The 14,789-nt window shown below is 72.2% G+C and carries 12 protein-coding genes, 1 other RNA gene and 2 pseudogenes; 3 read left to right on the top strand and 12 right to left on the bottom strand.

The genetic code is table 11. The features are described from left to right. Positions 1 to 227: 227 nt before the first annotated feature. The 5 genes from AMK21_RS00300 to AMK21_RS00280 form a co-directional block, all read right to left on the bottom strand. On the bottom strand, positions 228 to 1,664 hold the full coding sequence (locus AMK21_RS00300; protein ID WP_073872838.1) for an NAD-dependent malic enzyme: 1,437 nt from the start codon (positions 1,662 to 1,664) through the stop codon (positions 228 to 230). Between the two features lie 404 nt (positions 1,665 to 2,068). After that, positions 2,069 to 4,441: a HelD family protein gene (locus AMK21_RS00295; RefSeq protein ID WP_073872834.1), complete on the bottom strand. Its 2,373-nt coding sequence runs from the start codon at positions 4,439 to 4,441 to the stop codon at positions 2,069 to 2,071. 134 nt (positions 4,442 to 4,575) lie between these two features. Next, a complete protein-coding gene (locus tag AMK21_RS00290; protein ID WP_073872830.1) occupies positions 4,576 to 5,556 on the bottom strand; it encodes an anti-sigma factor family protein in 981 nt (326 codons plus the stop codon). Beyond that, entirely contained in the window at positions 5,553 to 6,140 is a 588-nt protein-coding gene (locus AMK21_RS00285; RefSeq protein WP_073872827.1) for a sigma-70 family RNA polymerase sigma factor, read from the bottom strand. Before AMK21_RS00285 ends, AMK21_RS00290 begins: the two co-directional genes overlap by 4 nt. A gap of 80 nt (positions 6,141 to 6,220) precedes the next feature. Then, positions 6,221 to 6,865, bottom strand: coding sequence for a CGNR zinc finger domain-containing protein (locus AMK21_RS00280; RefSeq protein WP_073872823.1), 645 nt, complete (start codon positions 6,863 to 6,865; stop codon positions 6,221 to 6,223). Between the two features lie 92 nt (positions 6,866 to 6,957). Here AMK21_RS00280 and AMK21_RS00275 point away from each other — a divergent pair, with 92 nt between their 5' ends. After that, a complete protein-coding gene (locus tag AMK21_RS00275) occupies positions 6,958 to 7,611 on the top strand; it encodes a GNAT family N-acetyltransferase (protein ID WP_073872819.1) in 654 nt (217 codons plus the stop codon). Here the strand turns inward: AMK21_RS00275 and AMK21_RS00270 are convergent. The 5 genes from AMK21_RS00270 to AMK21_RS00250 form a co-directional block, all read right to left on the bottom strand. Next, on the bottom strand, positions 7,563 to 8,705 hold the full coding sequence (locus AMK21_RS00270) for a uroporphyrinogen-III synthase (RefSeq protein ID WP_073872815.1): 1,143 nt from the start codon (positions 8,703 to 8,705) through the stop codon (positions 7,563 to 7,565). The genes AMK21_RS00275 and AMK21_RS00270 overlap by 49 nt on opposite strands. Positions 8,706 to 8,849: 144 nt before the next feature. Beyond that, complete coding sequence (locus AMK21_RS00265) at positions 8,850 to 10,181, bottom strand: nitrate/nitrite transporter (RefSeq protein WP_073872812.1); 1,332 nt, start codon at positions 10,179 to 10,181, stop codon at positions 8,850 to 8,852. Positions 10,182 to 10,366: 185 nt separating this feature from the next. Beyond that, positions 10,367 to 10,570, bottom strand: a complete 204-nt coding sequence (locus tag AMK21_RS00260) for a hypothetical protein (RefSeq protein ID WP_374198605.1) — start codon at positions 10,568 to 10,570, stop codon at positions 10,367 to 10,369. Positions 10,571 to 10,756: 186 nt separating this feature from the next. Next, positions 10,757 to 10,987: a hypothetical protein gene (locus AMK21_RS36990; RefSeq protein WP_420712458.1), complete on the bottom strand. Its 231-nt coding sequence runs from the start codon at positions 10,985 to 10,987 to the stop codon at positions 10,757 to 10,759. 348 nt (positions 10,988 to 11,335) lie between these two features. After that, positions 11,336 to 12,307 carry a LysR family transcriptional regulator gene (locus tag AMK21_RS00250; RefSeq protein ID WP_073872808.1) on the bottom strand — a complete coding sequence of 324 codons (972 nt, stop codon included), beginning with the start codon at positions 12,305 to 12,307 and terminating at the stop codon, positions 11,336 to 11,338. 102 nt (positions 12,308 to 12,409) lie between these two features. Here AMK21_RS00250 and AMK21_RS00245 point away from each other — a divergent pair, with 102 nt between their 5' ends. Next, positions 12,410 to 13,786, top strand: a complete 1,377-nt coding sequence (locus AMK21_RS00245; protein WP_234421783.1) for an MFS transporter — start codon at positions 12,410 to 12,412, stop codon at positions 13,784 to 13,786. On the opposite strand, the pseudogene AMK21_RS36985 reads toward AMK21_RS00245, so the two are convergent. Then, positions 13,764 to 14,036 (bottom strand): annotated as a pseudogene (locus AMK21_RS36985) (VOC family protein); the annotation flags it as partial. The gene AMK21_RS00245 and the pseudogene AMK21_RS36985 overlap by 23 nt on opposite strands. Before the next feature lie 51 nt (positions 14,037 to 14,087). Here AMK21_RS36985 and AMK21_RS36980 point away from each other — a divergent pair. Then, a pseudogene (locus tag AMK21_RS36980) lies at positions 14,088 to 14,246 on the top strand (GNAT family N-acetyltransferase); the annotation flags it as partial. A 62-nt stretch (positions 14,247 to 14,308) separates the two neighbouring features. Here AMK21_RS36980 and ssrA read toward each other — a convergent pair. Beyond that, positions 14,309 to 14,696: a transfer-messenger RNA gene (gene ssrA, locus AMK21_RS00230) on the bottom strand. Positions 14,697 to 14,789 lie beyond the last annotated feature (93 nt).

Below are 14,789 nucleotides of genomic sequence, written 5' to 3'. Positions count from 1 at the left end.
GAAAAGCGCCACTGTCTGCTCGTGGTGACGTTCCGTCGGCTTCCCTTAGCGGTCCGCAGCGGATGCCGGGCCCTGCGGGGCCCACTGCCCGCCCACCCTAAAGGGGCGTTTGGGGCGCCGCGACCCGCGACGCGCCGTGCGGCACGGGCGGGTGCGGCCCGGGGCGTTCCGCGCGTACCCCTTGAGGGTGCGGCGAAACAGGTGGGACCGGATGGGAACAGGTGGGCTCAGACGGAGGTGAGGGATTCCGTTCCGGTGCCCGCCGCGGCCTTGGCGGCCGCGCGGACGGCTCCGGCGACCGCGCCGGCGACCTTGTCGTTGAAGACGGAGGGGATGATGTAGTTCGCGTTGACCTCTTCCTCGGCGACCACGTCGGCGAGGGCTCCGGCTGCGGCGAGCATCATCTCCGTGTTGACGGTGCGGGACTGAGCGTCCAGCAGGCCGCGGAAGACACCCGGGAAGACCAGCACGTTGTTGATCTGGTTGGGGAAGTCGGAGCGTCCGGTGGCGACGACGGCGGCAGTCTGGCGGGCGATCGCCGGGTCGACCTCGGGGTCCGGGTTCGCGAGCGCGAACACGATCGCGCCGTCCGCCATCGCCGCGACGTCGTCGCCGTTCAGGACGTTCGGGGCGGAGACGCCGATGAAGACGTCGGCGCCGACGACGGCCTCCTTGAGAGTGCCGGTGACGCCCTCGGGGTTGGTGTTGTCGGCGATCCAGCGCAGCGGCGAGTCGGGGGACGCGGCGACGAGGTCCTCGCGTCCGGCGTGCACGACGCCGTGGATGTCGGCGACGACGGCGTGCTTGACGCCCGCGGCGATCAGGAGCTTGAGGATGGCCGTACCGGCGGCCCCGGCACCGGACATGACGACCCGTACGTCCCCGATGCTCTTGCCCACCACGCGCAGGGCGTTGGTCAGGGCGGCCAGGACGACGATGGCGGTGCCGTGCTGGTCGTCGTGGAAGACGGGGATGTCCAGCGCCTCACGCAGCCGGGCCTCGATCTCGAAGCAGCGGGGTGCGGAGATGTCCTCCAGGTTGATGCCCGCGAAGCCGGGGGCGATCGCCTTGACGATCTCGACGATCGCGTCGGTGTCCTGGGTGTCCAGGCAGATCGGCCAGGCGTCGATGCCGGCGAAGCGCTTGAAGAGGGCCGCCTTGCCCTCCATGACGGGCAGCGCGGCCATCGGGCCGATGTTGCCGAGGCCGAGCACCGCGGAGCCGTCCGTCACGACCGCGACGGAGTTGCGCTTGATGGTGAGGCGGCGGGCGTCCTCGGGGTTCTCGGCGATGGCCATGCAGACCCGGGCGACGCCCGGGGTGTAGATCATCGAGAGGTCGTCACGGTTGCGGATGGGGTGCTTGGACGCCATCTCGATCTTGCCGCCGAGGTGCATGAGGAACGTACGGTCGGAGACCTTGCCCAGCACGACGCCCTCGATGTCGCGCAGACCTTCGACGATCTCGTCCGCGTGCGAGGTGGAGGAAGCGGCGATCGTGACGTCGATCCGGAGCTTCTCGTGGCCGGATGCGGTCACGTCGAGGCCGGTGACCGAACCCCCCGACGACTCCACGGCCGTGGTGAGCTGGGAGACCGCGGTGCCACTCGCGGGCACCTCCAGCCTGACCGTCATCGAGTACGAGACGCTGGGCGCCGTTGCCATGGCCGAGTCCTTCGCTTTCCTCAAGCTTCAGTGCTTCGTATCCGGAACCCTCGTTCCGGTCACGCTTCCCGATCGTCGCACCTACCGACTGGTAGCCGGTAATGAGCATCCTCTTTCGGAAAGTATTTTCCACCATACGAGAAGTCACCCGTTCAGCGGAACCCCCAACGGGGTTCGCGACAGATAAAGACCCCTGGAACAAGAACAGACCCGCGCCACCAACAGGTGACGCGGGTCTGTCCTCTTCACTCAGGTGGCACCGACCCGCCATGCTCGCCTCGCGGCAAGTGGTCGCTCGAAGCGACGAAGGTTGGGCCCGGGGGCTTGGATCGAGCCGGTGCCAGTACCACGGTAACAAAGACCCCGGAAAAACGACTCCCGTACGACGGGCCGACCCGGCCCCGTCACTCCCGCAGCAGGTCCGGCACCCCGTCCTCGTCCGGCATGTCCCGCTCCCCCGAGACCACCGTGAGCTGCTGCGTGGCCCTCGTCAGCGCCACGTACAGCACCCGCAGCCCGGCCGGTGACTCGTCCGCGATCTCCGCGGGCGAGACCACCACCGTGGCGTCGTACTCCAGGCCCTTGGCCTCCAGGCTGCCCAGCGCCACCACCCGCTCCCCCAGCTCCGCGAGCCACTCGCGGGCCTGGGCGCGCCGGTTCATCGCCACGACCACGCCGACCGTGCCGTCCACCTCCGCCAGCAGCCGACGCGCCTCCTCGCGGACCGTGGCGGCCAGGTCGCCGTCCACGACCGGCACGAAGCGCGGCACCACCCCGGTCGAGCGGACCGCCGACGGGGACTCCATGCCGGGCATGGCGAGCGCCAGCACCTTGGCGGCCAGCTCCGCGATCTCGGCCGGGTTGCGGTAGTTGACGGTGAGGGTGAAGCGGCGGCGGGGCCGGGAGCCGAGCGCCTCGTCCCGGGCCGCGGACGCCTCGTCCGGGTCGGACCAGGAGGACTGCGCCGGGTCGCCGACGATCGTCCAGGTGGCGTGGCGGCCCCGGCGGCCCACCATCCGCCACTGCATGGGGGTGAGGTCCTGCGCCTCGTCGACGATGACGTGCGCGTACTCCGTGCGCTCCGCCGCGAGCCGTTCGGCCCGCTCCCACTGGGTCTCCTCGCGCTGCGGCATCAGCTCCTCCAGGCCGGAGAGCTGGTCCAGCGGGTCCATCTCACGCTTCCGCTTCGGCCGGACCACCGTGCCCAGCAGGGCCTGGAGCTCGTCCAGCAGCGCCACGTCGTGGACGGAGAGCGGACCGCTGCCGTCCGCGTCCAGCCGCTTCAGGGAGCGCGCCAGGCGGCGCACCTCGCCCTGGTTGAGGATGCGCCGGGACCAGCGGGCCAGCCGCTTCTCGTCGGCCATCGCGGCCAGCACCCGGCGCGGGGTCAGCTCGGGCCACCACGCGTTCAGGAACTCCAGGAACGGCGTCTCGGTGGAGACGTCCTCGTCGAAGGAGGACCGCAGCTCCGCCGCGAGCTGCGGGTCCGTGTAGCGGCCACGCCCGGAGGACTTGCTCCACAGGGCGTCCAGCAGCAGCTTGCGGGCGCGCGGGCGCAGCAGGTTGACGGGGGCGGTGCCGCTGAGCACGTTGTTCCGGATGCGCTGGAGCTCGTCGGCCTCCAGCTCGACCCGGGCGCCGAAGGCGACGACGCGCAACCGGGTCGGGGTGACGGTCGCGGCGCTCTGCGCCGGCTCCTCGCCGAAGGAGAGCTGGCCACCGTCGTGGGGGGCCTTCGGCACCTCCAGGGCGCCCCGGGCCGCCTTGCGCAGCACATGGAGCATCCGCGAGGAGCCCTTGATCCGGGCGATGGCCGGTTCGTCGTAGGTGGTGGCGCCCTCGACGCCCGCCGCCTCGTCCGAGAGCGAGCCGACCGCACGGATCGCGACCTGGCCCTCCTCGCCGAGCGAGGGCAGCACGCCCTCGGTGTACGCGACCAGGAGCGGGGTCGGGGAGACGACGAGGATGCCGCCCGCGTACCGCCGCCGGTCCTGGTAGAGGAGGTAGGCGGCCCGGTGCAGGGCCACGGCCGTCTTGCCGGTGCCGGGGCCGCCGGTGACCTCGGTGACGGAGGCGGCGGGGGCCCGGATCACCAGGTCCTGCTCGGCCTGGATGGAGGCGACGATGTCCCGCATGGTGTGGCTTCGGGCCTGGCCGAGGGCCGCCATCAGCGCGCCGTCGCCGATCACCGGCAGCTTCTCGCCGTCCAGATACGCCGTCAGTTCCGGCCGCATCAGGTCGTCCTCGACCCCGAGGACCTTGCGGCCCTTGGAGCGGATGACCCGGCGGCGTACGACGCGGCCGGGCTCCTTCGGGGTGGAGCGGTAGAACGGGGCGGCGGCCGGGGCCCGCCAGTCGATCACCAGCGGCGCGTAGTCGGAGTCCAGGACACCGATCCGGCCGATGTGGAGCGTCTCGGCGATGTCCGCGGTGGCGTCCTCCCGTACGGCGTCGTCGGCCGGCTCGACGGAGGTGAACGCGCCGTCCGGGCCGCGCTCACCGTCCTTGCCGAGGAGCAGGTCGATCCGCCCGAAGAGGAAGTCCTCGAACTCGTTGTTCAGCCGGTTGAGGTGGACGCCCGCCCGGAAGACCTGGGCGTCCCGTTCGGCGAGGGCGCCGGGCGTGCCGACCTGCCCGCGTTTGACGGCGTCGTGCATGAGAAATTCCGCCTCGTCGATCTTCTCTTCGAGACGGTGGTAAACGCGGTCCAGATGATCCTGTTCGACACCGATCTCCCGGTCCCGCAGCGAATCGACAGCGGCATCCTGCGCGGCCACCGAGGCCCCCTTCTGACGTGCATCGGGCAGCCGTCAACCCTATGCGAAGGGGGGCCCGGGCGCACCTGCCGTCCACCGCTACGCGTGTTGCGATTACGCGTCGGAAGGTGACGCGCCCGGGCGGCCGGGTCCGCTCAGGCGCCGATCTCCACCAGCCGCTCCCCGTCGAACGTGCGTACCTCGAACCGGTCGATGTCCTCGCGCGCCATCGCCGCGCCGCCGTGGACGTACAGCGGGTTCTTCGCCGACTCGTGCGTCGAGCCCTCGATGCCGTACCCCCAGGTCGGAACGGACCAGGAGGTGACGACCTCCTCCTCCCCGGTCTTGGAGACAGCGACGAGCGTGCACTTCTGCGGCCCCTTGACGTTCTTCAGCTCCAGGACCGTGTGGGTGCCCCACGCCTTCTCCTCCATCCCGACCGTCGCGCCGACCCGGGTGGTGGGGTCGGTGGCCGTCACCTTCTCCGTCATGTGCTGGAAGAAGGCGTCCTCGGCCGGGCTGGTGGGGTGCGGGTCCCTGACGGCGACGGAGCCGCCGCCCTCGTCGCCCGCCGTGACGGCGACGGCCGCGACCGGCCCGCCGATGATCAGGGCGGCCGCCGCGGCGATCAGATACCTGCTCCGCTTCGTACGCCGGTGCCTGCGGTGCGCGACCTCGTCCATCAGCCCGCCGAGCACCTTGGGCGCGGGCCGCTCGGGAACGTGCGGTACGGGACGGGCCCCGGGCGCGGTCGCCGGCGCCTCGGCCAGCATCGCGAGCATGGGCTCCATCCCGGCGAACTCGTCCAGATGGGCGGAACACCGGGCGCAGCCCGCGAGATGGGCCTCGAACGCGCTCGCCTGGCCGTCGTCCAGGATGCCCAGGACATAGGAGGCGGCCGCGTCGTGCTCGGGCCCTTCGGGCTCCCCGGGATACGGCGGCTCGGGGCCGGTGGGGTGCCCGGGGGCGGCCGGATACCCCGGACCCGCGGGCTGCCCGGGGCCGGAGAGGTACGCGGGCCCTGAGGGGTGTGCAGGACCCGCGGGATAGGGGGAGTGCGGGGGGTGCGAGGGACCGGTGGGCCTACGGGGCCCCGGAGGCCGGGGCCCGAACGGCTGCCACTGCTGGTCGCTCATGCCGTGATCCCCCTCTCTTCGAGTGCGAGCTTCATCGAGCGGAGTGCGTAGAAGACCCGGGACCGCACAGTGCCGCTGGGGATGCCGAGCACCTCGGCCGCCTCGTTCACCGTACGTCCCCTGAAGTAGGTCTCGACCAATGCTTCCCGGTGCGCGGGCGTCAAATCGTCGAGCGCGTCCGAGAGCGTCATCAGCCACAGCGCCTTGTCGATCTCGTCCTCCGCGGGAATGACCTCCAGCGGCGACGGATCGACCTCGCGCGGCCGGGCCTGCCGGCTGCGGTGGCCGTCGATGACGATGCGCCGGGCGACCGTCACCAGCCAGGGGCGGACGGAGCCGGTGGCCCGGTTGAGCCGGCCGGCGTTCTTCCAGGCACGGATGAGCGTCTCCTGCACCACGTCCTCGGCCCGTTGGCGGTCGCCCGCCACGAGCCGGAGGACATACGCGAGCAGCGGCCCGGCGTGTTCGCGGTAGAGCGCCCGCATCAGCTCTTCGTCGGGTATCCCGTCAGAGGGCGTGGGCGGCTCACTGCGATGTCGAGCCCTGTGCGGACGGTCATCGGCCACGGCCGCATCCTTGCGCACCCGAACCTCCTGGTCGAGACCCTGAATGGAGCTCTTCGGGGATGGATACGGGAGCCGGTGCCGGATCATTCAACGTGGCTTCATATTTCTTTCGCCGAGATCCTCCGGCGCCGGTGCCGGGCGACCCGTTCGCGGTTGCCGCAGACCTCGCCGGAGCACCAGCGGCGCCGGCCCCCGCGCGAGGTGTCCAGGTAGAGCCGGTGGCACGCACCGCCCGCACAGCGGCGCAGCGCGGCCCGCGCCGCCGGGTCGGTGAGCAGGTCCACGGCGTCCCGCGCCACGACCGCGAGGAGCCCCGCGCAGCCGGGTTCGGCGCTCAGGGTCCAGAGCAGCGTCCCGCCCTCGCCGCGCACCGCACGCGGCCCCGGCGGGGCCTCCGCGGCGAGGGAGTTGACCCGGTCCAGGGCGCTTCCGTAGCCGGGTCGCCCCAGTTGGGTCCTCGTCGGGTCAACACCGCCTTCCGCCAGGGCGAGTTGGGCCGACATCAGCCGGTCCACATCCGCCCGCAGCTCGCGGAACCGGGTCAGCCAGGTGGCGTCCAGCGTGCGCAGGACCGTGCCCGGCGGGACGAGCCGGGCGGCGGTCAGCCAGTCGGCGAGCCGCCCCGGCCCGTCGAGCTGTTCCCGGGCGCGGGGTGTCCCGCCCGCGGGCCCGGTGGCCACCAGGTCGAGACAGATCCGGCCGGAGTCGAACCGCCACACGTACGCGCCCCTGCCCGCCGCCATGCGCCTGTCACCGCCTCGGGGTCACCGGTCGGATGCCACCCTCCAGAGTGCCCCCGGCGGGGCCGCGCCGTAACCCCCGCTACCGTGACGGCATGAACGATCACGGGGGAACGCCCGGGGGGACGCCCGGGCCGGACATCATGCTCACCGCCGGCACGCTGCTGATGCGCCCCTGGTGCGAGGAGGACGTACCGGCGCTGCTGGAGGCGTACGACGATCCGGTGATGCGGCAGTGGGTGCGGCTGCCCGTCTCCACGCCCGAAGAGGCCGCGCGCTGGCTGGAGTCGCAGTACGAGGGGTGGGAGTCGGGCACCCGGTTCAGCTTCGCCGTGACGGACACGGGCCGGGGCGGGGAACTGGTCGGCAACCTCGCGCTGAAGCGGCCGGGCCCCGGCCCCGAGCGGGCCGAGGTCGGGTACTGGACGGCGGCGCGGGCGCGCGGGCAAGGGGTGGCACCCCGGGCCCTGGAGGCGCTCACCGACTGGGCGTTCACGGCCTTCGCCGCCGAGGGACTGGTCCGGCTGGAGCTGCTGCACCATGTGGACAACGTGGCGTCCTGCCGGGTGGCGGAGAAGTCGGGCTACGCCTTCGCGGAACTGCTGGACGCCCTGCCGCCGGAGTTCCCGCTGGACGGCCATCTGCATGTGCGCCGGGCCCCGTCGGCGTCGGCGTCGGCGTCGGACGGCAGGGTCACCGCTCAGCGTGCGCCCGGCGTGTCCCCCGCCGGGTCCAGCGACAGCCGGTAGCCGCGTTTGACGACGGTCTGGATCAGCCTCGGCGCCCCCAGCGCGGAGCGCAGCCGGGCCATCGCCGTCTCCACCGCGTGCTCGTCGGTGCCGCTGCCGGGCAGGGCCCGCAGCAGGTCGGCGCGGGCCACCACCCAGCCGGGGCGGCGGGCCAGGACGTGCAGGAGGGCCATGCCCGCGGGCGGCACCGCGCGCAGTTCGTCGTCGACCAGCACGGCGTGGCCGCGGATCTCGACGCGGTGGCCGGCGATGGGCAGGACCCGCGCGCTGGTGGGGAGTTGGGCGCAGACGAGCTGGACGAGAGGGCCCAGGCGGAAGCGTTCGGGCTGGACGGTGGGGATGCCACGGGCCTGGAGCGGCAGGGCGGTGACCGGTCCGACACAGGCGGCCAGGACGTCGTCGCGCAGGGCGCCCAGGATCTCCGGGAGCAGCCCGCGGACCTCGGCGCGGCCCAGGAACGAGGCGGCGGCGGGGGCGCTGGTGAAGGTGACGGCGTCCAGGGCCCGGGCGGCGGTGGCGTCGAGCATCCGGTCGAGCGGGGCGATGTCCTGCGGCGGCATCCAGCGGTAGACGGGGACGCCGACGACCTCGGCGCCCGCCGCCTGGAGGGACTCGATGAAGCCGGGGAGCGGTTCGCCGTGCAGCTGGAGGGCGATGCGGCGGCCCTCGACGCCCTCGCCGAGGAGCCGGTCGAGAACCTCGGCCATCGATTCGGACCCGGGTGACCAGGCCTCGGCCAGCCCGGCGGCCCGGACCGCGCCCTTGACCTTGGGACCGCGGGCGAGGAGTTCGACGCCGCGCAGCCGCTCCAGGAGCGCGTCGCCGATGCCCCAGCCGTCGGCGGCCTCGACCCAGCCCCGGAAGCCGATCGCGGTGGTGGCGACCACCACGTCGGGGGCGTGGGCGATCAACTCCGTCGTCGCGTGGAGGAGTTCGCTGTCGTCGGCGAGCGGAACGATCCGCAGGGCGGGGGCGTGCTGGACGGCGGCGCCGCGCCGCTTGAGGAGGGTGGCGAGCTCCTCGGCGCGGCGGGCCGCGGTCACTCCGACCGTGAAGCCCGCGAGGGGGCCGTGCGTGGTCTCGTCGTCCTGCATGGCGTGTTCCCGGCTCTCGTGGTCCTGCTGGTGCGCGATGTGCGGAGGTCCGAGACTGCCAACGGTGCGTGACAGGCTCGGTTCCCCCGTATTTCCCCGCCGTTACGTCGCTCGTCGCCGGATCGTCGCCCTCCTGGACGGCTGCTACACCTCTGCGTAACCGACCTGAGCCTTCGCGGGCACGGGCGCGGGGCGGCGAAGGTATACCACCCAGGTGAGGGCGGAGCAGACGGCGTAGAAGGCGAGGAAGGACCAGAAGGCGGCCGTCCCGGTGCCGGAGGTCTGGAAGGACTGACGGAAGGCGAGGTTGATCGCGAGGCCGCCGAGGGCGCCGACGGCCCCGATGAAGCCCATGGCGGCGCCGGAGAGCCGCCGTCCGTGGGCGGCGGCCGCCTCGCCGTCGAGGCCCTTCTCGATCGCCTGGGCGTGGAAGATGCCGGGGATCATCTTGTACGTCGATCCGTTGCCCAGCCCCGTCAGGACGAACAGGGCGGTGAAGCCTACGAGGAAGACGGGGAGGGACGCGGTGGCGGAGGCGTAGATGACGACCGTGGTGGCGGCTCCCATCGCGGCGAAGGCGGCCAGCGTGATCCGGGCGCCGCCGTGCCGGTCGGCGAGCCGACCGCCGAAGGGGCGGATCAGGGAGCCGAGCAGCGGGCCCATGAAGGTGAGCGAGGCGGCCTGGAGCGGGGTGCGGCCGAACTGGGTCTGGAGGACCAGGCCGAAGGCGAAGCTGTAGCCGATGAACGAGCCGAAGGTGCCGATGTAGAGCGTCGACATGATCCAGGTGTGCGGGTCGCGGATGGCCTCCTTGGCCGCCCCGGTGTCGTTGCGTACGGGCCGGAGGTTGTCCATGTACAGCGCGGCGCAGACGGCGGCCACCACGATCAGCGGGATGTAGACGCCGAGCACGAGCCGGGGGTGGGCCGCGCCCAGGGTGCCGATGACGAGGAGGCCGATGAGCTGGACCACGGGGACGCCGATGTTGCCGCCGCCCGCGTTGAGGCCGAGCGCCCAGCCCTTCTCGCGGAGCGGGAAGAAGGCGTTGATGTTGGTCATCGAGGAGGCGAAGTTGCCGCCGCCGATCCCGGTGAGCGCGGCGACCGCCACGAACGTGCCGTACGAGGTCCCCGGTTCCATCACCCAGAAGGCGGCGAGTGTCGGGGCCAGCAGGCTCACCGCGGTGAAGATCGTCCAGTTGCGGCCGCCGAACCGGGCGACCGCGAAGGTGTACGGCACCCGCACCAGCGCGCCGACCAGGGTGGCGGTGGAGATCAGGAAGAACTTCCCGGCCGGGTCGACGCCGTACTCCGGTCCCATGAACAGGACCATCACCGACCACAGGGTCCAGACGGAGAATCCGATGTGCTCGGAGAGCACGGAGAACCAGAGGTTGCGGCGGGCGACGCGCTCGCCCTTCTCCCGCCAGAACGTCTCGTCCTCCGGCTCCCAGGTCTCGATCCAACGGCCTGCCATCACACGCCTCCACAGGGGGGTCGGGGTGGTGTCCCCGTCGCTGCGGGGTGTCGTGCCGACGCTAGGGAGCGCGCGTTTCGGTGCCGTGCCGTGAGGTGACCGGTGGGCAACCTTGCTCTCACCGGGCCGGAGGCGGCCCGGTGAGATGCCCCCTGCGGAAGCCCCTACGGTCTGCCGTCCGGCCATCACCGCGGCCGGCGCTTGGCCGCACGTCCTCGGCCCAGCCGGAGACCAGGACGCAGAGCGCGATGCGGGCCCCAGGTGACGAGCAGGACGGGTATCCAGCTCTCCAGCAGCCAGGGCACGTTCTCGCTCAGGGCGTCCACCGACCAGAGCCGGTCGTAGAGCGTGGCGGCGGTCAGGATGCAGACGCCTTCCTGGTGGGCCATGCCCAGGACCCAGCAGGCGCGACCAGCAGCATGGAGGGCAGGAGGTAGCGCATGGGGAGCTTGCGCCGGGGCCGCTTGCGGGCGTTCCGCTTCCGTGCGGTGCGCGGCCTGATGGGCGCCCCGGGCCCGGTGTGCCTGCCCGCGGTCCGCTTCGACCGGTCGTTCCTGCCCCGCGGGGCGGGTGCGTCAATTGGAGGGCGCTCTCTTCTTCCACCGGAGGCTCCGGTGACTCGGCGGGAGCGCTCGTCGTGGCGGTGGGCTCCAAACGGGGGCGGTCGGCGCGGGAAGCACCTCGGCCTCCTCCGCCTTCGCCTCCTCCTGCGGCCCGGAGAGCAGCAGCCAGGGGGCGGTGGAGTTGCCGCCGAGGACGGCGAAGACCAGCGTCGCGGCGTACGCGGCACAGAGCGATGCGACCACCAGCCGAGCCGGCGGTAGGTCTTGCTGCGGCGGCCGCTCTCGTCGACGGAGACCGGACCGTCGGAAGGGCCCGGCGGTGCGGGCTCCGGGCAGTTCGGCGAGCTGACGCCCGGGACCGTCCAGCTGGATCGTGACGTCATTGGGTTCACGCGTATGCCCGGTTCGGGAATCTTCGCGCCAGTTGTCCACAGATGTAGCCCATCCCCCACTCAAGGACAGGCGCCGAAAATTGACCGATTCTCCACTGGTGGACGGGCCCCAATCCGTCAACGAGGACTGGCATCCATACACCCGGGGGACGAATGCGGCGCACGACATTGACGCCCAGGTCCCCCTTGTCGGAGTTGATCAGGAACGGTTGCGCATCAGTGTCAGATCGCCCTCCGGCAGCCAGGCGCCGGACGGAGGTGCGAGCCAGCCTTTTGCAGTACCCAGCTGGGACGACGCCGTACGCAGCGCGTCTACACCGGGGTGGTTCAGACCTTTGCGCCAGACCAGCATCAGCGGCGAAAGCGGAACGGGATCGACCAGCGGGCGGACCACGGCCCCCGGGAGCGGCGGGAAGTCCACCACGGCCAGGACCGGGTGCCCCGCCTTGGCGATGACACGCTGAAATTCGGCCACCCCGACGGCGAGCGGAACAGGCGGGGCCAGGTCGATGCCCCACGCGGCGAACAGCAGCGCCGCGAGCTCCGTCCACTCCCGCGTGCGCTCGTTGCCCGCCCCCGCGTAGACGGTCGTCCCGGACAGCTCGGACAGAGGAATGGACGCGCGCCCGGCGAGGGGATGGGTGGCGGGCAGCATCAGGGCCATCGGCTCGTACCGCACCGGGTGTACGGAGAGCCCGGCGCGCACCCCGGGGGCGAGCCCGGCGGCCCGGCCGAAGGAGACGTCCAGCCGGCCGGCCAGGATCTCGGAGGCGGCCCAGGTCAGCCCGGACTCGAACCGCGCCATCAGCTCGCACTCGGGGGCGAGTTCACGGGCCCGCTCAAGCACCCGGGCGGCGGTCGTCCCCTCGCTGTTGAGGTCGACCAGCAGGGGCCGGGCGGGCCCGCCGCTGAAGGCCGCGACGAGTCCGTCGTGCGCGTCGAGCACCCGGCGGGCGTACGGGAGCAGACGCTCGCCGTCCGGGGCGAGCGCGACCTGCCGGGTGGTGCGGACGAACAGCTCCGCGCCGAGCTCGCGCTCCAGTCGGCGGATGTCCCTGCTCAGCGCCTGCTGGGCGACGAAGAGCCGGGCGGCGGCCCGGGTGAAGTGCAGATCCTCGGCGACGGCGAGGAAGGCGCGCAGGAGCCGGGGGTCGATGTCGGGGGCGGGCACGCCGCGAATCTACAACGCGGCGGACCATTCACAACAGGGGTGCGTGAATGAGCGGCGAGAAGGTGTTGGACCGGGGCGGCGGGACGCGGCGAGGCTGGGCCCATGCCGAGATCCCCCGCCACACGCACGGCCCCTCCCCCCACCGCGCTGCTCACCGTCGCCGGCGGCCAGCTCGTCGCGGCCCCCCGCGACGCGCCGGAGCGCGGAGGGCGTACGGCACCGGAGCACGTACCCCGCCGGGCGCTGCGACGCCCCTCCGCCAACCCCTACCTCCGACTGCTCGCCACCCCCGGCGCCCGCGCCTTCACCGCGGGCAACCTGATCGCCCGGCTCCCTATGGGGATGCTCAGCGTCAGCGCGGTCATCATGATCGCCGGGTCCCGGGGCTCGTACGCGCTCGCCGGGGCCGTCACCGCGACGGGCCTCGCCGCGACGGCGGTCGTCGCGCCCTTCACCGCCCGGCTGGTGGACCGCTACGGGCAGGCCAGGATCGCGGTGCCCGCGACCGCGCTCGCCGTGCTCGGCTCCCTCGCGCTGGTGCTCTGCGTCCACCACGACGCCCCGGCCTGGACGCTCTTCGTCGCGTACGCCGCCACCGCGACCACCCCCAACACCGGCGGGATGTCCCGGGCCCGCTGGGCGCACCTCCACCGGGGCGACGCGGCGGCCCTGCACACCGCGAACTCCTTCGAGCAGGCCGCCGACGAGCTCTGCTTCATGCTCGGCCCGGTCCTCGCGGCGACGCTCTGCGGAGCGCTGTTCCCGGAGGCGGGCACGCTGGTGGGCGCGTTCCTGCTGATGACCGGGGTCCTGGTCTTCGCCGCCCAGCGGGCGACGGAACCGCCGCCGACCCCTCGTACGCGAACGGCCGTCTCCCCCCTCCGTACGCCCGGCATGCCCGCGCTGATGGCGGTCCTCCTCGCCACGGGGGCGGTGTTCGGGGCGCTTGAGGTCGTCTCCATCGCCCATGCCGGAGGCGCCATCCTGGCGCTCCAGGCGGCGGGGTCCTGTGCGGCGGGGCTGCTCTACGGCTCGCTGCGGCCCGCACGGAACGCCCACCGCAGGCTGCTGCTCTGCCTGACCGCGATGACCGCGCTGATGTCCCTGCCGCTGCTCGCCACCACCTCGACCGCCTCCCTGCCGGTCCTGGCGCTCTGCCTGCTGCTCGCGGGCGCGGCGACCGCGCCCACCATGGTCACGGGCATGACACTGGTCCAGCGCGCCACGCCTGCGGGCCGGTTGAACGAGGGCATGACGCTCTCGGTCACCGCGCTGCTGGGCGGGGTGGCGGTCGGCGCGGCCACGGGCGGCTGGCTGGTGGAGCACGCGGGCACGGTCTCCGGCTACGCCGCTCCGATGGTCGCGGCGGCCCTCGCCCTGGCCGTCGCGGCCGCGGGATTCAGGCACGGCGGAGGGTCTCCGGGATCCCGGCCCGCCGACGGAGTCCGGGTGGTGGTCAGCGGTGGCTCAGCACATTGACCACGCGGCCGTTGGGATCACGGACCATGAACCGCCGCACACCCCACTCCTCGTCCTGCAGCGGATGGACGATCTCCGCACCGCTCTCCCGCACGACCGCGTAGGCCGCGTCCACGTCGTCGACCTCCACGCTCAGGTCGGGGGTGACGGAGGCCGTCACGTCACCGGTGATGATGCTGATCTGCGCCATCGGGCTGGACGGCGGGGCGAGTGTCATGATCCAGCCGTGATTCATGACCTCCTCGAAGCCGCCGCGCGGGCCGCCTCGGTGGCGTAGCCGCGCCCGTGTGCGTGCCGGAACGAGGCCGCCGGCGCGACCGGGCGGAAGCGGCTCTGGTCCACCGTCGGCACATGGAACACGCCGTCGCTCCGCGTCCTGGAGAAGCTCGGGTTCGAGCAGGACCGCGTTTCCATGGAAGGCGCCAAGGAAGTGGCCTGGCTCACCCGCTCGCTGGCCTGAAAGACGGTATGAAAAAACCTCTGCCCCGCGAGCGGACTCGCGGGGCAGAGGTCTACATGGGGTGGTGGAGATGGCGGGAATCGAACCCGCGTCCAACGGTGCGGAACCAGGGCTTCTCCGAGTGCAGTTCGCTGCGCTTTTCTCGGCCCCGGAGGTCACGCGAACAAGCCTCCGACAGGCTCAGCCACTGTTTGATTTCCTTCTCGGCCCCGTGGCCGGGCCGAGAAGTTTAGATCCCTAGTTGATGCCAGGATCCGGGTCGGGATCACCCCCGGGCTGACACTCCGCAGAGTCTTCGCTTAGCTGCTAATTAGGCAGCGAGGGCGAAGGCGGAGGAATCGCGCTTGGAATTGGCGATTATTGTTTGCGACATATGGTTTACGAGATCATTGCCGCTTCCTCGACTCGCTTCCCCTGCTTCGACATCCGCTGTCGAAACCGATCATCCCCATGTTGATTTTTCAAAACGCGCACCTTCGCTGAGGTGCACGGCCCATCGTACGTTAACAACGAGGGACGATGCCAGCGTATTCCCCCGCAGGG

Source organism: Streptomyces sp. CB00316, from assembly GCF_001905595.1.
Taxonomy (GTDB): domain Bacteria; phylum Actinomycetota; class Actinomycetes; order Streptomycetales; family Streptomycetaceae; genus Streptomyces.
Note: the sequence above shows the minus strand (reverse complement) of the source record. Positions and strands in the feature narration are given on the sequence as shown.